The 20156-nt window shown below is 51.6% G+C and carries 13 protein-coding genes; 12 read left to right on the top strand and 1 reads right to left on the bottom strand.

The window, feature by feature from the left end; translation table 11 throughout:
* Positions 1-4 precede the first annotated feature (4 nt).
* Entirely contained in the window at positions 5-166 is a 162-nt protein-coding gene (locus P6910_RS04330; protein WP_317145057.1) for a hypothetical protein, read from the top strand.
* Positions 167-270: 104 nt separating this feature from the next.
* On the opposite strand, the gene P6910_RS04325 is transcribed toward P6910_RS04330, so the two are convergent.
* Entirely contained in the window at positions 271-543 is a 273-nt protein-coding gene (locus P6910_RS04325) for a type II toxin-antitoxin system HicB family antitoxin (protein WP_317145056.1), read from the bottom strand.
* Positions 544-805: 262 nt separating this feature from the next.
* Between P6910_RS04325 and P6910_RS04320 the strand changes: the two genes are divergently transcribed.
* The 11 genes from P6910_RS04320 to P6910_RS04270 all read left to right on the top strand — a co-directional run bounded on the left by P6910_RS04320 (position 806) and on the right by P6910_RS04270 (position 20154).
* Positions 806-8485 carry an AAA family ATPase gene (locus P6910_RS04320; RefSeq protein ID WP_317145055.1) on the top strand — a complete coding sequence of 2560 codons (7680 nt, stop codon included), beginning with the start codon at positions 806-808 and terminating at the stop codon, positions 8483-8485.
* 124 nt (positions 8486-8609) lie between these two features.
* The gene (locus P6910_RS04315; protein WP_317145054.1) at positions 8610-16115 is read left to right on the top strand and encodes an AAA family ATPase; all 7506 of its coding nucleotides are present in this window, start codon (positions 8610-8612) and stop codon (positions 16113-16115) included.
* A gap of 190 nt (positions 16116-16305) precedes the next feature.
* Positions 16306-16596, top strand: coding sequence for a GIY-YIG nuclease family protein (locus P6910_RS04310; RefSeq protein WP_317145053.1), 291 nt, complete (start codon positions 16306-16308; stop codon positions 16594-16596).
* Positions 16593-17294: a hypothetical protein gene (locus P6910_RS04305; RefSeq protein ID WP_317145052.1), complete on the top strand. Its 702-nt coding sequence runs from the start codon at positions 16593-16595 to the stop codon at positions 17292-17294. Before P6910_RS04310 ends, P6910_RS04305 begins: the two co-directional genes overlap by 4 nt.
* A complete protein-coding gene (locus P6910_RS04300; protein WP_317145051.1) occupies positions 17263-17586 on the top strand; it encodes a hypothetical protein in 324 nt (107 codons plus the stop codon). Before P6910_RS04305 ends, P6910_RS04300 begins: the two co-directional genes overlap by 32 nt.
* A gap of 33 nt (positions 17587-17619) precedes the next feature.
* A complete protein-coding gene (locus P6910_RS04295) occupies positions 17620-17922 on the top strand; it encodes a hypothetical protein (protein ID WP_317145049.1) in 303 nt (100 codons plus the stop codon).
* Positions 17923-17955: 33 nt separating this feature from the next.
* Positions 17956-18573, top strand: a complete 618-nt coding sequence (locus P6910_RS04290) for a hypothetical protein (RefSeq protein ID WP_317145050.1) — start codon at positions 17956-17958, stop codon at positions 18571-18573.
* Between the two features lie 33 nt (positions 18574-18606).
* On the top strand, positions 18607-18909 hold the full coding sequence (locus tag P6910_RS04285; RefSeq protein WP_317145049.1) for a hypothetical protein: 303 nt from the start codon (positions 18607-18609) through the stop codon (positions 18907-18909).
* Between the two features lie 33 nt (positions 18910-18942).
* On the top strand, positions 18943-19224 hold the full coding sequence (locus tag P6910_RS04280; protein WP_317145048.1) for a hypothetical protein: 282 nt from the start codon (positions 18943-18945) through the stop codon (positions 19222-19224).
* A gap of 33 nt (positions 19225-19257) precedes the next feature.
* Positions 19258-19518 carry a hypothetical protein gene (locus P6910_RS04275; protein ID WP_317145047.1) on the top strand — a complete coding sequence of 87 codons (261 nt, stop codon included), beginning with the start codon at positions 19258-19260 and terminating at the stop codon, positions 19516-19518.
* 33 nt (positions 19519-19551) lie between these two features.
* Positions 19552-20154, top strand: coding sequence for a hypothetical protein (locus P6910_RS04270; RefSeq protein WP_317145046.1), 603 nt, complete (start codon positions 19552-19554; stop codon positions 20152-20154).
* Positions 20155-20156: the final 2 nt, after the last annotated feature.

The raw sequence follows: 20156 nt of genomic DNA, 5'->3' as shown, positions 1-20156 counted from the left end.
GAGGGTGTCGCAAAACTCTCTCCTCATTCCCGTCATTCCCGCGAAGGCGGGAATCCACACTGACTCACCACCAGAACCATACTGCCCGGTGCCCCCCCTGGCCTTGCCATCCTCGAGAAGGCAGAGATCCGCCGTTGGCGCTGGATTCCCGCCTTCGCGGGAATGACGACCTCAGAGCATGGCAACGAGCTGTTGGAGTTTTGCGACACCCTCAGAGCACGGGAACGAGTTGTTGGAGTTTTGCGACACCCTTTTTATGGCGGGGGGATGTCAACCTATTGAGCGCAGCTTGGCGCGTGCAATTTCCTGAAGGAAACCAGAGCGGGTTCGGTAAGACGGGTCAGCTTCCACCAACTTGTCGATCTGCCGCAACAACAGGACCGGCAAAGTCATGTTGATCTCAAGATGGCCTTCGATGGCTTCTTTGACGTTTGCCAGGGCTTCTTCGATGCTGTTACCGGCGGAAAAACATCCTTCGATGTCCGGCACCATTACGCCATAGCTTTCGCCGTCGTCTGTATGCAGAACTACTGGATATTTCATGGTTACCACCTCCGGGGGTTCATTATGCCTTTTTGGGCCGCTGCGGTTTCCGGCCCGGCATCTCAGTATTCATTAACCGCCTATACACTCATCCATGACTGGGTAGCACTGACAACTACCGTTATAGTCCACTGGGTAGCACTGACAACTACACTTATAGTCCTTTAATGGTTTCGGGTTACCCTCCAAATAGAACTTTTCTCCTGTCTGAAGGTCAAACGATCAAACAACTTCAAGCATTCCTCCGGGAGGTAGATTGACTATGGATGGTCGGATTGATGGGATAAAAAAGAGGCCTTTTTTTGAAAGTGCAGAGCCTGATGGCAGCGTGCCAGCCAAAAAAGCAAGACAGGATACACCTTCGATAGCAGAGGTCTGCGAGGTAACAGCCCAACTGAATCTATCGTCACCTGTCATTGCTCTGCCTGACAAGGCGAGAACCGTATCCTCAACGGATTCCCTGCGTCAAAAGTCCCCTCATGCCTTCGATTTTCGTTTTGTCGCCAATGATAATGAGGTTCGACAGCTTTTGGTTGCCCAAACCTGCGATATGCATCGGGATGTCACACTTATTTCCCACCCCGATGATCTCTCACAGGCCAGCCTGGTGAACCGGTTGTGCATTTCCGACGATGGTCGCCACACTCTGCTTTCAGGCAAGTTGTTTGAAGGTTCAAAGCCATTCACCCTGGTAATGGATATCCGAAAACTCACCAGCGAAGAACTGCCCAAATTTAACGATCTTCTGGACCCGGATAACCCTTGTTTGTATGACGCAGTCAGCCAGACGAAACGCACTCTGGGCGAGCATGTTTCTCTATTGGTCGTGGCAGATCCTGAACAGTTGGCATCGGTTGGCCAGCGTGACGACGCACCCGGTGCTGACTTCTGGCGACGAATTAATCGCCCGGACAATACCTGGCAATTTGACGCAAAAACCAGCAATGAGCCATCGATGAAAATCGACGCGGTTCCTCCGGTATTGGCTGAACACCCTTCTGCCGAAAGCGCTATGGACGACGACAATACCCTTCTTATTGACTGCCACTTACACAGCAACTGGCGGCAGTTGCTGCTGGGTGGCCCCGGGGTGGATCAACAGGGCCGAATCCGGCACATCCCCGGCAGGCTTGAGTCATTGAGGGCTGGACAACGGGTGATTCTGAAAGGGGCCGACTGGCAGGATCTGGCCTTTGCACAGACGATTCGGCAAATGCTGGCGCAACAATGCTTTGAGAGCAATGGGAAGATCTGTCCATTACCCGACGATGTTCAGTTTTATCAGATGCCGGTAGGGAAGGACGAGCTTCATTCACTGTTCCAAAGTCTGTCCTGCTCTGATCATTCATCAGAAAATCCGATCATCATTAACCAGAGTAACCTCAACGATTGGCTGAGCCCGATTGCCATTGCCCCGGCAGGCTATGCCGTGCCTAACACCCGTCTGTTAGAACAGGTCCAGGCGGGTGGGACAGTCACCCTAACCTCTCCCCTCACTGAGGCACTCTGGTTTTGTTTGCTGGGTTCACTGCAGACTATTCGTAAAACAACCGGCCTGGAGCCGCGACTCCAGGTGGCTCATTCGCAACAGCAGCCGGAAGCCCTGGGATTAGCAGAAACCGATGAGCACACTCTCTCTCTGTCCGGGAGCCCTCAGTTACAGAAAAAAGTCAGAGATCACAATGCTTTTGAGGCAGTCACATATCGACAACCTGCCCAGGCCAGTCATTGGATCAAACGTCACCGTGGGACAGCTCTGGTCATCCAGATCAATGGACAGACCGGCTTCAGCCAGCTATTTGATAATATCCATATCACCTCGGAGCAAAAGGCCCATTTTGGACAACGTGAGAGTGGGTTGCAGAAAGCATTAACCGCTGGCAGACCCGTGGTATTCCTGGGACTCGAAAGTAATCCAACACTTCAGCAGCTGCTGGAACCTCTGTTTGCTGCACAGCCTCTGCTGGTGAATGGCCAATTACAGGCCTACCCGCAGGCTGATATCACCCTGCTCTGGCCTGAGTCTGCCAAAAGCCCATCGCCAATCTTTCGTTCGAAGCTTGCCACAGGTAAACCCTGCCCCGAAATCGATCTCTGGGATATCAATGCCGACAAGCATAATATCCCCCGGTCTCAGCTGCCAGAGCAAGCGCTTGATAAGCTTTACAAAGCGTTTAAAACCGTACCAGACAAACTATGTAACCCTCTGCCTGAAATGACCGAAGGGTTGTTGAATAACCTGATACTGGCCGCCCGACGAGCACAGCAGGTTGACCACTCCCTGCAGCTTTTACCCCGCCACTGGCGCAAGGCTATCAATAGCGTTATTACCCATGGCACTCGGCAGAATCCGTCAGTACGTGATTTTATGAAATGGGCTTGCAGGCAGTTACTGCCGGATGAGGATCAGGCCGCCACAGCAGACCCGGATCAGTTAGCGACCATCATCAACAGTACCCGGCAGTTGGATAGAGCGTTTGTGACGCAGAACCTGTGGTCACTGACCAGAGCCTTTGACCCGGCTGCATTTAATGAAACATTTTATCTGTCCTATGAAAAACCATTTTCTACGGGGGATAAAAAAGAAGTGTTCAACAGGCTCTGTGCCCTGATCGTGGCCCATGGGCCTGAAGCACAGCGACAGGCAATAGCGTACCAGTTGAAAGTCACTCCGGAGGCAACAAGGCAATGTCCAGCGCTAGCCACCTGGCCATCAAGACAGATCAAACGTTTACAGGATGCACTGGCTTCTGGCTGGCAGCTAAACCTTCCATCAGGTCAGACCCGATCCGATGTTATTCAGGCTCTGGCCAGCGATTGTTTCCACATTGCCAGAGGAGAATATGTCACAGAGAATCCCGTCGCAGAACGCATTGAACGCATAGAAAACCGGCTGTCTCAATCAATGCAATGGCCGGGTTCCACTGATCAACCCCTGTCAGCAATAGCCCATGATCTTTATCACGGCGAAATAGGTCAGAAAGATCGTGAAAGTCGTCGATTATCCCGACTCCATGACCGTCTTACAGACTCTCCCGTTATCTTCCTTGAAGGGGAAACCGGCACCGGGAAAAGCTACTTTTCCGCCAAAATGGCAAAGGCTTCAGGACAGGCCAAGGTCATTTCCCTTGGACCTTCTGACAGTGAACAGACCCTGATGAAACGCTGGCAGTGGCAAGAGCACGCTGATGGCGACCGCTCTATGGCGCAGCAAAACCGGGCATTGATGGAATGGGCCAATACCAAATCCGACAAAGATGAAGAATACATAACCCTGGTGCTGGATGAGGCTAACCTGACCAAAGCCGGATTGCTGGCGTCATTGAACGGCTTGTGGGAACCGGAACCCTGCATTTATGTGAATGCTCATCCTGTCAAAGTCAGCGCAAAACACCGGGTAATCCTCACCGGCAACCCGGATCATTACTCCGGGCGCCAGCTGGACCCGGCGCTGAAGGAGAAACTGCCCAGAGCTTACTACCCTCGTCTGGACCAGGCTTTTCTTCGGGACAGAGTCGTGGAACCGGCGCTGGTCAATCAGTTACAACGGCATCTGACAGGCCCCCAAATAAACAAAATTCTATCCGCTGCTAGCGGGGGTGTGATGGCACTGTGGCAATATTATCAGGAGCTGTTGCCCCAGCACGAGTTTACTCCCAGGGATTTAACCGATATCTGCAGTTGGGTGGGCTGGTATCTGGATCGTGCGTTATCCGAAGGAGAGAGTGCCAGCTGTGAGCAAGTAAACAGTTTGATCCAACAAAGTTTCCGGGATGTACTGGGTCCCGAAATCAGCGAGACTCAACAGGATGCCCTTTCGGCACTGGAAATCTGGTTTGCTGCCCGTTACCAACTGGACAACACCCTGCGCGACAGAGTTCATAACCACACCTTGCCAGATATTCAGCGGGACTTCGATGCATTCACCAAAGAATTCCGACCTGAGTTTGATACCTCCGGATCAGCAGTCATTGAGCTGGTACAAGGGCTGGGACAGGATTTAAGTCGCTGTCAGCAGGCTTATCATCGCAAGATAAAACACGGCGGCCGTCAGGCGACGCTGATTGAAGGTCCGGCCGGTCGGGGTAAGGATGCGACGCTGAATCTGATGATCGAAAGTGTTAAACAGCAGGCTGAGAAAAAGGGAGAAACCATGCCAGAGATATTTCTCCTGAATGCCTGTGATTGTTCCTGGGATAAAGTGTGTGAAGCGATCCAGAAAGCAAAAGAGCAAGGCGGCATCGTGGTGATTTCAGAAATGAACCTGATCGACAGCCAGCACCTGGAAGGTGAATTGAACGATATTCTGGCCGGTGATGCTCATTCGGGCTTCCACCTGTTCGCCACCATCAACCCGCCAGAGTATAGCGGGCGAAAACCCTTATCACCGGCCCTGAAAGGGCGTTTTCGACATTTGCCGATCCGCCAGTATAACCCGGCAGAATTGCACAACATTGCCGGGAAAGTGTTGCCAGAGTCCTCAAAAGGGAAATTCGTCGCTAAAAAGCTAACAGAAAAACATTGTCTTTTAAGGGCCTGCCTGGAACGGAAAAACCTGCCGTTACAGCCGACCAGTCGCGATTTACAGAATGTCGCCATGGCTGTCAAGAGAGGAGGCGATTTTACCGAAAAAGCAATTCATCAATGCCTCAATCAGCACTACCGGCTCTATCTGATGGCCGCCAACATATCACTGGAAAAACTGCCCGAGTCAGCAACGCTTGCCATGGGTAAAAATGAGCTTGATTCCGGACTTTGCCAATGGTTCAACGAAAAGGCCCCCGGGATCGATCGCCCGTGGTTGATACGAGGCAGCGATCGCAACAGTATTGATGAAACAAACCATGAAATTTGTATCAACACTGATTTATCTGACAAGGAAGCCAAAACGGAAATCATTACGAGGGTGGCTCAGGCCAGGTGGCAGGCATCTGGTCTTTCCCTGAGGCCGGATGAGTCGGACGATACTCTCACCCGGGCACTGTACCGACACTGGCAACAATGCTGGTTTAATCGTCTGTTTGGCCAGACGGGCGTTGACGCTGCCAGCGTATTTTCACTGACGGCAGAAGAGAAACAAACGCTGAAAATGACAGCTAACCAGCCTTATCTTCAGGCGGCTGATCAGCGGATAAGCGCGTGGAAAGACGATGAAGTTCAATGTTGGCCTGTGTTCTGGCTTCAGATCAGTGATCTGCTGAACCATTTGACAGACGATTTTAGCAACCAGGCATCAGCTGTTGGCGGTGATAAGGCTCCCTCAGAAGACATGCCACAAGTCCACGAGGTACAGGCTCCGGCATTGGGTCAGAGACCGAACCATGAGCCACTGCCTGCAAATAAAGCGCCTGAAAAATGCAATCCGCAAGCCCTTGTAGCTCAGACTCCGACATTGGACCATATCACTGACTATGAGAACCTGGGTAAGTCACGGCATATCGATTCTATAATTTTTTATCAGATGTACCCTTCTACCGGGCTGTATCGATGGTGGGCAGAAGATATTTATGTGTCTCCTGAGGGCGAAGTCGAAGCGACCAGCATCAATGACAGACACATACAGGGGGCTGAAGTCATCATACCTGCCCTCTTGCCAGAACATGACCAGCCAGCGACATTAGCCAGCAAACAAACGCTGGGGACCTTTGACTGTAAACCAAGGAATGGTCGCTATACCTTGCCCAGCCTGAAGCCTGATAACTATATAGTGGCCCTGCGCATAACACCCGAATTGCCATTTACCCTAATCAGAGACCGATATACCGGGCTTCATACAGTGTTTGTTCCGGGGGCCAGAGCCAACCAGAGTATTCGATTTGCTTATGTCGTAGAATCCCGGAAACCAGGCGAAAAAACTTCTACCGAAGAAGTCCGATCAAACGCATCAAACCGTCTTGACGCCCGCTGTTCCGCAGCTATGAAGACAGTAATGAAAGGAGTGCTTGAGAACATTAGCCTGCAACCAACCGAAATACAGGAGCCCCTGCTGAGAATAAAAACAGCCAAAGACACGTCGGAACGGATTAAGGCAATCAAGGACTATTGCACAAAGTTTTCCGGCGCTGCTGCACCCGAGCACAATCAAAATTTCTTTCACTTCCTCGTAACCCGGCGGCAGGGGAGCTGTCGTCATCGTGTACCTGTTTTTATTGCTTTTTGTCGTTATTTTGGGATTCCATGCCGACAAATGGTTAACAATGTCCACGCCTTTGCAGAGTATTCAACGGATTGCGGCCAAACCTGGACGTCAGCGGATTTGGGTGGGAGGCCTGGCGAGATAACAGAAAGTCTGCCTGACTTCCAGCCCATCAAAAGGTTCTCTGGTTCTGGCACTGAGTTAAAGAAGAAAAGCAATCTCCTGCAGGGTCTTATGCAGAGTGCTGATCTGGCACAACAGCAAACTCTGGCCAAAGCCTGTGGCATAAGTCTTGAAGAACTGGACAAAGCCCTTGAGACAGGCTGTGAATTGCCCGCACCCCATCTAAGCATTGCCGAAATGGTAGTGAACCTTTGGAACAGAAAAGATTTAACCGGTTTTTCCATGGGCGTCTCAATCCTGGAGTCGCTGGAGACAGAAACATTGAGCCATGAAGAGAAAAGGCTGGTCGGTCTTGTGCCTGACAGGGATTTGGATATCTACAGAAGACCGATGTCGGAGGCAGTCAAACAAATCTTGTCTGACAGTGATGAAGACCAGGTCACTGAACCACTCAGGATATTGCACTCAAAAATGATTGTTCAGGGCAAAGAAGACCCTATGCATTGGTTGTTTTCAATGGTGAAAATTCTGATAGACAGTGACCTGACCAAGCCTCCGGTTATTGACTTTGCCCAAAAGGCTTTGACATCAGGTTGGCTGGATAGTGTGCCGACCTTTTCTAGAGATCATTCAGAGTTCCGTGAGCACCATGAGCTATTAGTGCGTCTGCAAGGTATCGATGAAATGAAGGTTGCAGCCGACCGATGCCTGAAAAACTTCTATAGGGTATTACTGTCCAGAGAAAAAAATTGCGGGCTATGGCAGTGGGCTTATGAAAACCGCTTGTTGAGAAAAGTCAGGACCTCGCTGGTCTCTCATTGCCATGATGGTTTTTCACGATCTCTGGAAGATCAAATTATCAGCTCATCTATAAAAAAAGACTGGACAGACGAACCTGAGGGCGTTCCATGTATAGATCGGATGCTGCTGCGCCATCCTGCCTTTGTGAAGTCAATTTCGGGCAAGGCGAATCATCGTCCGGTGATTATCATCGGGCAGCCTTCCTGGGGCTATCCCTGGGAAGATAGACTGTTAAATGAAAAGGTCGAAGTCCTGTCACAACGACTCGCTGAGAACCGTCCAGACCTGAAGCATTTATTGGAAAAACTCAATCAAGTGCAGGCAACAGAAAAGCAACTCCAAAACACGCTTGCAGCATTAGCAAGAGATCGCAACAAAGTCCCGGCTCGTCCGCGAGATCGAACTCTGGAAGAAGAATATCAGAAAAAAAGGTCTGTTATCCGAAGCAGGTACGAAGCCATTCTGGAAACCCTTGCGCTTTCACTCAGGGAGAAAGTTCTTGTGAGAGATTTAAAAGACAACTGCAGGAAAGCGATTCAGCAGGCCTTCAGTCATTATCTCTATGGAGTGACACACTCAAAAGGCGGTCGCTTAAGCTATTGCTGGGCCGATGCTGAGGTAGGATCCTGGCAAAAACACAGCTATGGCGCTCATGCCCCATCCTCACCAGAAGAGCTGCATGCCATGATGCTTGAAATAAAGAGCCCTTCCGAGTTTCAGGAATCTGTTAAGGATAACTACTTGCGCCAGGCACACAACGCCAATAACGCTCTGGTACTCAAATCCGATGAGCTGACCACCATCGCCGAAGAGTTTTTGCACAGCGTGAATTTGAATTCGCTTTGTGACGCATTGAGTGACCGGGTAGTAGCCGGATCGTAATGAGTTTTCGAGACCGGTGATTTCCTTTAATGGTTTCGGGTAACCCTCCAAATAGAACTTTTCTCCTGTCTGAAGGTCAAACGATGAAACAAGTTCAAGCAGTCCTCCGGGAGAAAGATAGATTATGGATGGTCAGATTGGTGAAAAAACTGACAGTTCTGCGCTTAAGAGATACGTGCCTGATGGACCTGTGCCAGCCAGGCCATCATCGCAGGAAAAGGAAAAGGAAAAGGGCATAGAAATCTGCTACCAGGTGACGTCCAAACTGAAGACATCGCCTTCTTCGGTGGCAATGCCTGACAAAGCGAGAACCGTATCCTCAACGGATTCCTCACTGCAAAAAAAAACTCATGCCTTCGATTTTCGTTTTGTCGCCCATGATAATGAAGTTCGACAGCTTTTAATGGCCCAGACCGGCGATGAACATCAGGATGTCACCCTCATTTCTCACCCCGATGACCTTTCACAGGCTAATCTGGTGACCCGGTTGAGCATTTCCGGCGACGGTCGCCAGACTCTGCGTTCAGGCAAGCTGTTTGACGCTTCACAGCCATTAACTCTGGTGATGGATATCCGAAAACTCACCAGCGATGAGCTACCAAAATTTAACGATTTGCTGGACCCGGATAACCCCTGTCTGTATGACAAAGTCAGTCAGCAGAAACGCCCTCTGGGACCCCATGTTTCTCTACTGGTCCTGGCAGACCCTGGGCAATTGGCATCGGTTGGCCAGCATGGCGACGCACCCGGTGCAGACTTCTGGCGGCGAATTAATCGACCGGACAATACCTGGCAGTTTGACGCAAAAACCAGCAATGAGCCGTTGATGGAAACCGACAAGGCTCCTCCGGTATTGGCTGAATTCCCTTCTGCCGAAAGCGCTATAGACGGCAATACCCTTCTAATTGACTGCCACTTTCACGATAACTGGCGACAGTTGCTGCTGGGCGGCCCCGGAGTCGATAAACAGGGGCGAATCCAGCACACCCCCGGCAGGCTTGAGTCATTAAGGGCTGGGCAACGGGTCATTCTGAAAGGGGCCAACTGGCAGGACCTGGCCTTTGAACAGACGATTCGACAAATGCTGGCGCGGCAGTGTTTTGAGAGCAACGGGAAAGTCTGTCAGTTACCGGACGATGTTCAGTTTTATCAAATGCCGGTGGGGAATGACGAGCTTCATTCACTGTTCCAGAGCCTGTCCTGCTCTTTTGACAAACAAGATGAGGAAGGACTTTCCCTCGACGCACCACGAAACCCGATCATCATTAACCAGAGCAATATCAGGGAATGGCTGAGCCCGATTGCCATTGCCCCGGAAGGTTATGCCGTCCCTAACACCTGTCTTTTGGAACAGGTTCAGGCGGGGGGGGTCGTCAGCGTAACCTCTCCCCTCACTGAGGCTCTTTGGTTCCGTTTGCTGGGCTCATTGCAGACTATTCGCGAAACGACCGGCATGGAGCCCCGGCTTCAGGTGGTCAATTCAAGGCAACAACCGAAAGCTCTGGGATTGACAGAAAATGATGAGTGCCCTCTACCCGGGAGCCGTCAGCAAGATAAAAAAGGCAGGAATCAGGCCGCTTTCAGTACCGTCACTTACCAGCACCATGCCCAGATAAGTCACTGGATAAAAGATCACCTGGAAGCCCCTTTGATCATTCAGGTCAATGACCAGACCAGCCTCAGCCAGCTATTTGATGAGATCCATATCACCTCGGAACTAAAGGCCCATTTCAGGCGACGCCAGAGTCAATTGCAGGAGGCATTAACGGCTGGCAAGCCGGTTGTAATACTGGGTCTCGAGGGTAACCCAAGCCTTCAGCAGCTGTTGGAGCCCCTGATTGTCGGGCAACCTCTGATGGTGAATGGCCAATTACAGGCCTACCCACAGGCTCATGTCACAATATTTTGGCCTGAGTCTGCGAACAGCCCATCTTCAGTATTCGGCTCGATGGTCGCCGCGGCCCCCCCTTGTCCTGAGATCGATATCTGGGGTATCAATGCCCTCAGGCATGAAATCTCCCGGGCTGAGCTGCCAGAACAAGCGCTTAATGAACTTTACGCAGCCTTTAAAACCGTACCTGCTGACCTTTGTAACCCTCTGCCTGAAATGACCGAAGGGTTGTTGAATAACCTGATTCTGGCTGCCAAACGAGCACAGCAGGTTGACCAGTCGCCACAACGCCTGCCCTGCCACTGGCGCAAGGCTATCAATCGCGTCATTACCCATGGCACCCGGCAGCACCCCTCCGTGCGAGATTTTATGAAAGTGGCCTGTTGGCAATTGTTACCGGATAAGACGCCGGATGAGGATCAAGCCGCCTCGGTAGATCCGGATCAATTAAATGACATCATTAGTAGCCCCCTGCAGTTGGATAGAACGTTTGTCGAGGAGAACCTGTGGCCTCTGGCCAGAGCCTTTGACCCGGCAGTCTTTAATGGCGACTTACAACTGTCCTTTGAAAAACCATTTCCGGAATGGTACGTAGAAGGAGTCCCGGACAGTTTCTGTGCCATGATCCTGGCCCATGCTCCTGAAGAAAAACAACAGGCAATGGCCTATCAGCTGGAAGTTGATCCGAAGGCAACAGAGCCCTGTCAATCGTTAGCCATCAGACCAACCAGACAGATTAAACGTTTACAGGATGCACTGGCCTCTGGCTGGCAGTTGTCCTTGCCGCTGGGGCAGACCCGATCCGATGCCCTTCAGGCGCTGGCCAGCGATTGTTTTCACAGGGCCAGAACAGCGAATTCTGCCGCAGCAGGCATTGAACGCATAGAACATCGACTGGCTGAATCACTGAGATGGACAGGCTCCACTAATAAGCCCTTGTCAGCACTGGCTCAGGATCTATATCACGGCAAGATAAGTCAGAAGGATCGTGAAAGTCGTCGATTGTCGCGACTCCATGAACGATTTGCTGACTCTCCCGTTATATTCCTGCAGGGAGAAACCGGCACCGGGAAAAGTTACTTTTCCGCCAAAATGGCCAGGGCTTCAGGACAAGCTTCAGTCGTCTCCCTTGGGCCTTCCGACAGCGAGCAGACTCTGATGAAACGCTGGCAATGGCAACAACACGCCGATGGCGACCGCTCTATGGCGCAGCAAAACCGGGTGTTGATGGAATGGGCCAATACCGAGTCCAACAAAGACGACGAATACATAACACTGGTGCTGGATGAGGCTAACCTGGCCCAGGCTGGATTACTGGCATCATTGAACGGCTTATGGGAACCGGAACCCTGCATTTATGTGAATGGTCATCCTGTCAAGGTCAGCCCAAAACACCGGGTGATTCTCACCGGCAACCCGGATCATTACGCCGGTCGCCAAATGGACCCGGCCCTGAAAGAGAAACTGCCAAGGGCTTACTACCCTCGGTTAGACCAGGCTTTCCTTCGGGACAGAGTAGTGGAACCCGCTTTGCTCACGCAGTTACAACGGCATCAAATAAACGACATTGCACACAGTGCCACCCAGAGTGTGATGGCACTGTGGCAATATTATCAGGAACTGTTACCAGAACATGAGTTTACCCCCAGGGATTTAACGGATATCTGCAGCTGGGTCGGTTGGTATCTGGATCGTGCGCTGCCCACCGTTGACCCTGTTACCTGTGAGCAAATAAACAGTTTGATACGGCAGAGCTTTCGGGATCTTCTGGGTCCCGAGATCACCGAGACTTATCAGGATGCCCTGCTGGCACTGGAAATCTGGTTTGCTGCCCGTTACCAACTGGACAACACCCTGAGCGACAAAGTTCGTACACAGAACCTCAAGGATATACAGCAACCCTTCATGCAATTGACCGAAAAAAACCGACCTGAGTTTGATACCTCCGGATCGGCAGTCGGTGAACTGGTGCAACAGCTCGGGCAGGATTTAAGCCGCTGTCAGCAGGCTTATCACCTCGACAGGAAACACGGCGGACGACAGGCGACGCTGATTGAAGGTCCGGCCGGGCGGGGTAAAGATGCCACGCTGAACCTGATGATCGAAAGTGTCAAACAGCAGGCTGAACAAAGGCAAGAATTGATGCCGGAAGTCTTTTACCTGAATGCCTGTGATTGTTCCTGGGACAAAGTGCGTGAAAAGATCCAGAAGGCAAAAGTCGATGGCGGCATCGTGGTGATTTCAGAAATGAATCTGATCGACAGCCAGCACCTGGAAGGGGAATTAAACGATATTCTGGCCGGTGACGCTCATCCGGGCTTCCACCTCTTCGCCACCATCAACCCACCTGAGTACAGCGGCCGAAAACCGCTGTCGCCGGCGCTGAAAGGACGTTTTCGACATTTGCCCATCCGGCAGTACAACCCGACCGAATTGCAAACCATTGCCGGGAAAGTGTTGCCGCAAACTGAGCAGGGGAAAAGCGTGGCTGAAGAGCTGACCCGGCAACATTGTCGATTGAGGGCTTGTCTGCAAAAGAAAAACCTGCCGTTGCAGCCCACCAGCCTTGATTTACAGAATGTAGCAAAGGCCGTTAACAGCGGCGGTGATTTCACCGAAAAAGCGCTTCATCAATGCCTTAATCAGCACTATCGGCTTTACCTGATGGCCGCGAGAAGAACGCTGGAGCAACTGCCCGAGTCATCGGCTTTTGCCATGGCCAGAAGAGAACCCGATACTGAACTTTGTGATTGGTTCAACCGAACGATACCGGGCATTAATCGCCCGTGGTTGATACGACGCAGTGATCGCAACGGTATGGATGAAAAAAACCATGAAATTTTCTTTAACGCTCTTCAGACCGATGAGGAAACCAAAGCGGAAATCATCGACAGGGTGGCCCTGGCCAGGTGGCGGGCATCCGGTCTTTCCGTGAAGCCGGATGATTCGGATGATGTGCTCACCAGGGCACTGTATCGACACTGGCAACAATGCTGGTTTTCTTCTGAGTTTGCCCAGACGGGCATGAACGCTGATCGTGTTTTTCCCCTGACGGAAGAACAGCAGCAAACGCTGAAATTACCGGCTAACCAGCCTTACCTTCGGGAGGCTGATCGCCGGATAAGTGCATGGAACTCCAATGCGGTCCAACTGTGGCCTGCATTTTGGCATCAGCTGAGTGATCTGCCGAGCCATCTGGCTGAGCATTATATTGACCAGACGCGGGCTGCAAAAGTCCAGATGGAACAGGCTCCGGCACTGGATCAGAGCACGAGCCACGAGCCACAACCTGTTAACGAAGCCTTGACCACTGGCGATGATAACACGCCTGAAAAATACAATCCGGAAGACCACGAGGAAGAGGCTCCGGCATTGGACCGGAGAACAAGCTACGGGAAACGGGGTAAGTCACAGACTGACAATCGTATAATTTTTAACAGGCCGGGCCTTCCTTCCGCTATGTATCGGTGGTGGGCAAAGGATATTTTTGTGTCTGCCAGGGGCGATATCAAATTGATCGATATTAATGATCAACACCTGCAGGGGGCCGAAGTCCTGATTCCGGAAGTCTTACCAGAACCTGACCAGGAAGTGACATTAACCACAGATCAAACGCTGGCGACCTTTGAATGGTCATCAGACGATGGTCGATATGCATTGCCCAACCTGACGCCTGACGACTATATCGTAGCCCTGCGCATCACACCCGAATTGCCATTTACCCTGGTCAGGGACCGGTATACCGGGCTTCACACACTGACTGTTGCAGAGGCCGAAGCCAACCAGATTATTAAATTCGCTTATGTCGTAGAACCCAGGGAACCTGGCAAAAAAACATCCGCTGAAGAAGCCCGACCGGAACAATCAAAACGTTTTGACGCCCACTGCTGCGAAAGTATGAAAACACTGCTGGAAGAACTGTTTGAGGCCAATAATGACCAGTCAGCGGAATTAAAGCGGCTTTTGCAGACAGTGGAAAAAGCTGAAAACATCAGGCAACAAACCTTGGCAATCAAGGACTATTGCCAACAGTTTTCCGGTGATTATGTACCAGCGTACGGTGAAAATTTGTTTCGATTCCTGGTAACACAGCGGCAAGGCAGTTGTCGTCACCGTACGCCTGTTTTTGTCGCTCTTTGTCGTTATTTTGAGATTCCATGCCGACAAATTGTTAACTGCGATCACGCCTTTGCAGAGTGTTCCCCGGACGGAGGCCAAACCTGGGAGTTCGTGGATTTGGGCGGGGAGCCTGTCGAGGCAACAGAAATCCTGCCTGACTTCCAGCCCACCCATTGGGCCAGTGGTTGTGGCACTGAGTCAAGGAGGATCAAGAATCTCCTGAAAGGGGCTGATTCGGCACAACAGCAAGCTCTGGCTGAAGCCTGTGGTATCAGCCCTGAGGAGCTGAACAAAGCCCTTGAAACAGGTGGTGCATTGCCAGTAACCGATGACCTGAGTCAAGCCAAAATAGCAAGGAACCTTTGGGAGAAAAAAGATTTAACCGGTTTTGCAACGGGTATCTCACTCCTGGAGTCGATAGAGGCAGAAGCACTGGGCCCTGACGAGCAGGCATTGGTCGGTGATGTGCGTTACGGCCCTGGGTATACCTATAAACCGATGTCGGAAGCAGTAAAGCAAATATTGTCGGACAGTGACGAAGATCAGGTCACTGATCTACTCAGGTCATTGTATTCAAAAATGATTGTTCAGGGTGGAGCCAGACCTCACCAGTGGATGAAATCAATAGTGGATATATTGGCAAAGAGTGATGAGGAAACCCCTTCGTTTATTCGCCTTGCCGATGAAGCACTGAAATCGGGTTGGCTGAGTCCACTGCCGGACTATGAAAACCCTGTTACGATGACCAGAGAACATCATAATCTGTTGCTGACTCTGGAAAGAATCGATGAACTCAAGGTTAGAGCCGCTCATTGCCTGAAAATCTGGTACAGGAAATTATTGTCCAGGGGAAAGAATAGCGAGGTATGGCCGCCGGTCTATGAAAGCTTCCAAAAGCAAAAAAATAACGCCTTCTTCATCACTCATTGTCATGATGGCAGTTCGTCACTCCTTGAAAAGAAAATTCTCGATCCATCTATGCAGATCGTCTGGACGGAGGTACCTGAGGGCATTCCGAATATAGAACGAATGTTGGTACATGATCCTGCATTTGAGCAGCTTAAGTCAGGCAAGGTGAACCGCCGTCCGGTGATTATCTTGGGGAAACCTAACTGGGGCGACGGAGACATGTGTGAAAAGTATGGAGCCCTGTTTCAAAAAGTCAGCAACAGCCCTCGCATGAAGCAGTTCTTCGAAGATGGGAGGATAAATAACTTTTTTGCGACAGATACGCTATATAGCCTGAAAGATAAATGTCGGGAAGTGGTTGAGCAGGCCTTCTGTCATTATCTCTGTGACTTGACACTCTCGGAGGGTGGTCATCTAACGTATTGTTGGGGTTCTGCACTCATCAACCGGTCGTTTGATCCAGGCAGCTGCTATGGCTCTCATGACCCATCCTCAGCCGAAGAGCTATATGCCATGATGGATCGAATTGAAAGCTCTTACGATTTTCAGTGTTTTGTTAAGATTGACTACTTAAAGCAGGTTCAAAACGCCAGCAACGCCCTGGTGCTCAAACCCCGTGAGATGACAAAAATTGCCAAAGAGTTTTTGCTCAGCGTGAATTTGAACTCGCTTTGTGATGCACTGATGAACCAGGTAATAGCCACATCGTGATGAGTTTTTCGAGACCAGTGATTTCCTTTAATGGTTTCGGGTAACCCTCCAAACTCTGTAGGGGACAATTTCGTAACGAATCTTGATATAAAAGGGAGAGTGGGTACTCGCCAGCAGGTATAACTGCAAGCTTATTAACTCAAGCTGAATGGTTCCCAGCTTTGAGAGAATGACGATCGAAGGAGTATCAATGCTTAAGCAGCCTTGCGTTTACATACTTGCCAGCAAAAGAAATGGAACACTGTATATTGGTGTAACCAGTCACCTGATTCAGAGGATATGGCAACACAAAAACGACCTGGCTCCTGGTTTTACAGCAGAATATAACGTTCACATGCTGGTTTACTTTGAGCAGCATGAAACGATGGAGTCGGCCATTATCCGCGAAAAGCAGCTGAAGAAATGGAATCGCCAGTGGAAGATTGATTTGATTGAAAAAGAAAACCCACAATGGAATGACCTTTGGGATAATATTCAGTGACCGCTTGCAAAATCCCCCACCCCCCGAGTTTTACCTCCACTATTCCCGGCTTCTCTCCCGCCATTTCCAGCTTCACTCCCGCCATTTCCAGCTTCACTCCCGTCATTCCCGACTTCATTCTCGTCATTCCCGACTTCATTCTCGTCATTCCCGACTTCATTCTCGTCATTCCCGACTTCATTCTCGTCATTCCCAACTTCATTCTCGTCATTCCCAACTTCATTCTCGTCATTCCCAACTTCATTCTCGTCATTCCCGCGAAGGCGGGAATCCACACTGTCTCACCACCAGAACCATACTGCCCGGTGCCCCCCTGGCCTTGTCACCCCCGAGATGGCAGAGATCCACCGTTGGCGCTGGATTCCCGCCTTCGCGGGAATGACGACCTCAGAGCATGGGAACGAGCTGTAGGAGTTTTGCGACAGCCTCGAAGGCGGGTGTCGCAAAACTCTCTCCAGCGTGGGAACGAGTTGACTCCCGTCATTCCCGACTTCATTCTCGTCATTCCCGACTTCATTCTCGTCATTCCCAACTTCATTCTCGTCATTCCCGACTTCATTCTCGTCATTCCCGCGAAGGCGGGAATCCACAATGACTCACCACCAGAACCATACTGCCCGGTGCCCCCCCCGGCCTTGTCATCCCCGAGAAGGCAGAGACCAACTGTTGGCCCTGGATTCCCGCCTTCGCGGGAATGACGACCTCAGAGGATGGGAACGAGCTGTTGGAGTTTTGCGACACCCTCGAAGGCGGGTGTCGCAAAACTCTCTCCAGCGTGGGAACGAGTTGACTCCCGTCATTCCCGACTTCATTCTCGTCATTCCCGACTTCATTCTCGTCATTCCCAACTTCATTCTCGTCATTCCCAACTTCATTCTCGTCATTCCCAACTTCATTCTCGTCATTCCCGACTTCATTCTCGTCATTCCCGCGAAGGCGGGAATCCACACTGACTCACCACCAGAACCATACTGCCCGGTGCCCCCCTAGCCTTGTCATCCCCGAGAACGCAGAGACCAACTGTTGGCCCTGGATTCCCGCCTTCGCGGGAATGACGACCTCAGAGCATGGGAACGAGCTGTTGGAGTTTTGCGACACCCTCGAAGGCGGGTGTCGCAAAACTCTCTCCAAGGTGGGAACGAGTTGACTCCCGTCATTCCCGACTTCATTCTCGTCATTCCCGACTTCATTCTCGTCATTCCCGATTTCATTCTCGTCATTCCCGATTTCATTCTCGTCATTCCCGATTTCATTCTCGTCATTCCCGCGAAGGCGGGAATCCACACTGACTCACCACCAGAACCATACTGCCCGGTGCCCCCCTAGCCTTGTCATCCCCGAGAACGCAGAGACCAACTGTTGGCCCTGGATTCCCGCCTTCGCGGGAATGACGACCTCAGAGGATGGGAACGAGCTGTTGGAGTTTTGCGACAGCCTCGAAGGCGGGTGTCGCAAAACTCTCTCCAGCGTTGGAACGAGTTGACTCCCGTCATTCCCGACTTCATTCTCGTCATTCCCGACTTCATTCTCGTCATTCCCGACTTCATTCTCGTCATTCCCGACTTCATTCTCGTCATTCCCGACTTCATTCTCGTCATTCCCGACTTCATTCTCGTCATTCCCGCGAAGGCGGGAATCCACAATGACTCACCACCAGAACCATACTGCCCGGTGCCCCCCCGGCCTTGTCATCCCCGAGAAGGCAGAGACCAACTGTTGGCCCTGGATTCCCGCCTTCGCGGGAATGACGACCTCAGAGGATGGGAACGAGCTGTTGGAGTTTTGCGACAGCCTCGAAGGCGGGTGTCGCAAAACTCTCTCCAGCGTTGGAACGAGTTGACTCCCGTCATTCCCGACTTCATTCTCGTCATTCCCAACTTCATTCTCGTCATTCCCGACTTCATTCTCGTCATTCCCGCGAAGGCGGGAATCCACACTGACTCACCACCAGAACCATACTGCCCGGTGCCCCCCTAGCCTTGTCATCCCCGAGAACGCAGAGACCAACTGTTGGCCCTGGATTCCCGCCTTCGCGGGAATGACGACCTCAGAGCATGGGAACGAGCTGTTGGAGTTTTGCGACACCCTCGAAGGCGGGTGTCGCAAAACTCTCTCCAAGGTGGGAACGAGTTGACTCCCGTCATTCCCGACTTCATTCTCGTCATTCCCGACTTCATTCTCGTCATTCCCGATTTCATTCTCGTCATTCCCGATTTCATTCTCGTCATTCCCGATTTCATTCTCGTCATTCCCGCGAAGGCGGGAATCCACACTGACTCACCACCAGAACCATACTGCCCGGTGCCCCCCTAGCCTTGTCATCCCCGAGAACGCAGAGACCAACTGTTGGCCCTGGATTCCCGCCTTCGCGGGAATGACGACCTCAGAGGATGGGAACGAGCTGTTGGAGTTTTGCGACAGCCTCGAAGGCGGGTGTCGCAAAACTCTCTCCAGCGTGGGAACGAGTTGACTCCCGTCATTCCCGACTTCATTCTCGTCATTCCCGATTTCATTCTCGTCATTCCCGATTTCATTCTCGTCATTCCCGATTTCATTCTCGTCATTCCCGCGAAGGCGGGAATCCACACTGACTCACCACCAGAACCATACTGCCCGGTGCCCCCCTAGCCTTGTCATCCCCGAGAACGCAGAGACCAACTGTTGGCCCTGGATTCCCGCCTTCGCGGGAATGACGACCTCAGAGGATGGGAACGAGCTGTTGGAGTTTTGCGACACCCTCGAAGGCGGGTGTCGCAAAACTCTCTCCAAGGTGGGAACGAGTTGACTCCCGTCATTCCCGACTTCATTCTCGTCATTCCCGACTTCATTCTCGTCATTCCCGATTTCATTCTCGTCATTCCCGCGAAGGCGGGAATCCACACTGACTCACCACCAGAACCATACTGCCCGGTGCCCCCCTAGCCTTGTCATCCCCGAGAACGCAGAGACCAACTGTTGGCCCTGGATTCCCGCCTTCGCGGGAATGACGACCTCAGAGCATGGGAACGAGCTGTTGGAGTTTTGCGACACCCTCGAAGGCGGGTGTCGCAAAACTCTCTCCAAGGTGGGAACGAGTTGACTCCCGTCATTCCCGACTTCATTCTCGTCATTCCCGACTTCATTCTCGTCATTCCCAACTTCATTCTCGTCATTCCCAACTTCATTCTCGTCATTCCCGACTTCATTCTCGTCATTCCCAACTTCATTCTCGTCATTCCCGCGAAGGCGGGAATCCACACTGACTCACCACCAGAACCCTACTGCCCGGTGCCCCCCTGGCCTTGTCATCCCCGAGATGGCAGAGATCCACCCTTGGCGCTGGATTCCCGCCTTCGCGGGAATGACGACCTCAGAGCATGGGAACGAGCTGTTGGAGTTTTGCGACACCCTCGAAGGCGGGAATCCACACTGACTCACCACCAGAACCATACTGCCCAGTGCCCCCCTAGCCTTTTCATCCCCGAGTGTCCCCTACAGAGCCATCCAAATAGAACTTTTCTCCTGCCTGAAGGTCAAACGATAAAACAACTTCAAGCAGTCTTCCGGGAGAGAGATTGATT

The sequence above is a fragment of the Endozoicomonas sp. 8E genome (assembly GCF_032883915.1).
In the GTDB taxonomy this organism is placed as follows: Bacteria; Pseudomonadota; Gammaproteobacteria; order Pseudomonadales; family Endozoicomonadaceae; genus Endozoicomonas_A.
The sequence above is the reverse complement of the archived record's forward strand: the minus strand, read 5'-3'. Positions and strand labels throughout refer to the sequence as shown.

Coding starts and splice junctions, on each gene's coding strand:
- P6910_RS04320 (WP_317145055.1), top strand. CDS start 806: ATGGATGGTCGGATTGATGGGATAAAAAAGAGGCCTTTTTTTGAAAGT.
- P6910_RS04315 (WP_317145054.1), top strand. CDS start 8,610: ATGGATGGTCAGATTGGTGAAAAAACTGACAGTTCTGCGCTTAAGAGA.
- P6910_RS04325 (WP_317145056.1), bottom strand. CDS start 543: ATGAAATATCCAGTAGTTCTGCATACAGACGACGGCGAAAGCTATGGC.
- P6910_RS04310 (WP_317145053.1), top strand. CDS start 16,306: ATGCTTAAGCAGCCTTGCGTTTACATACTTGCCAGCAAAAGAAATGGA.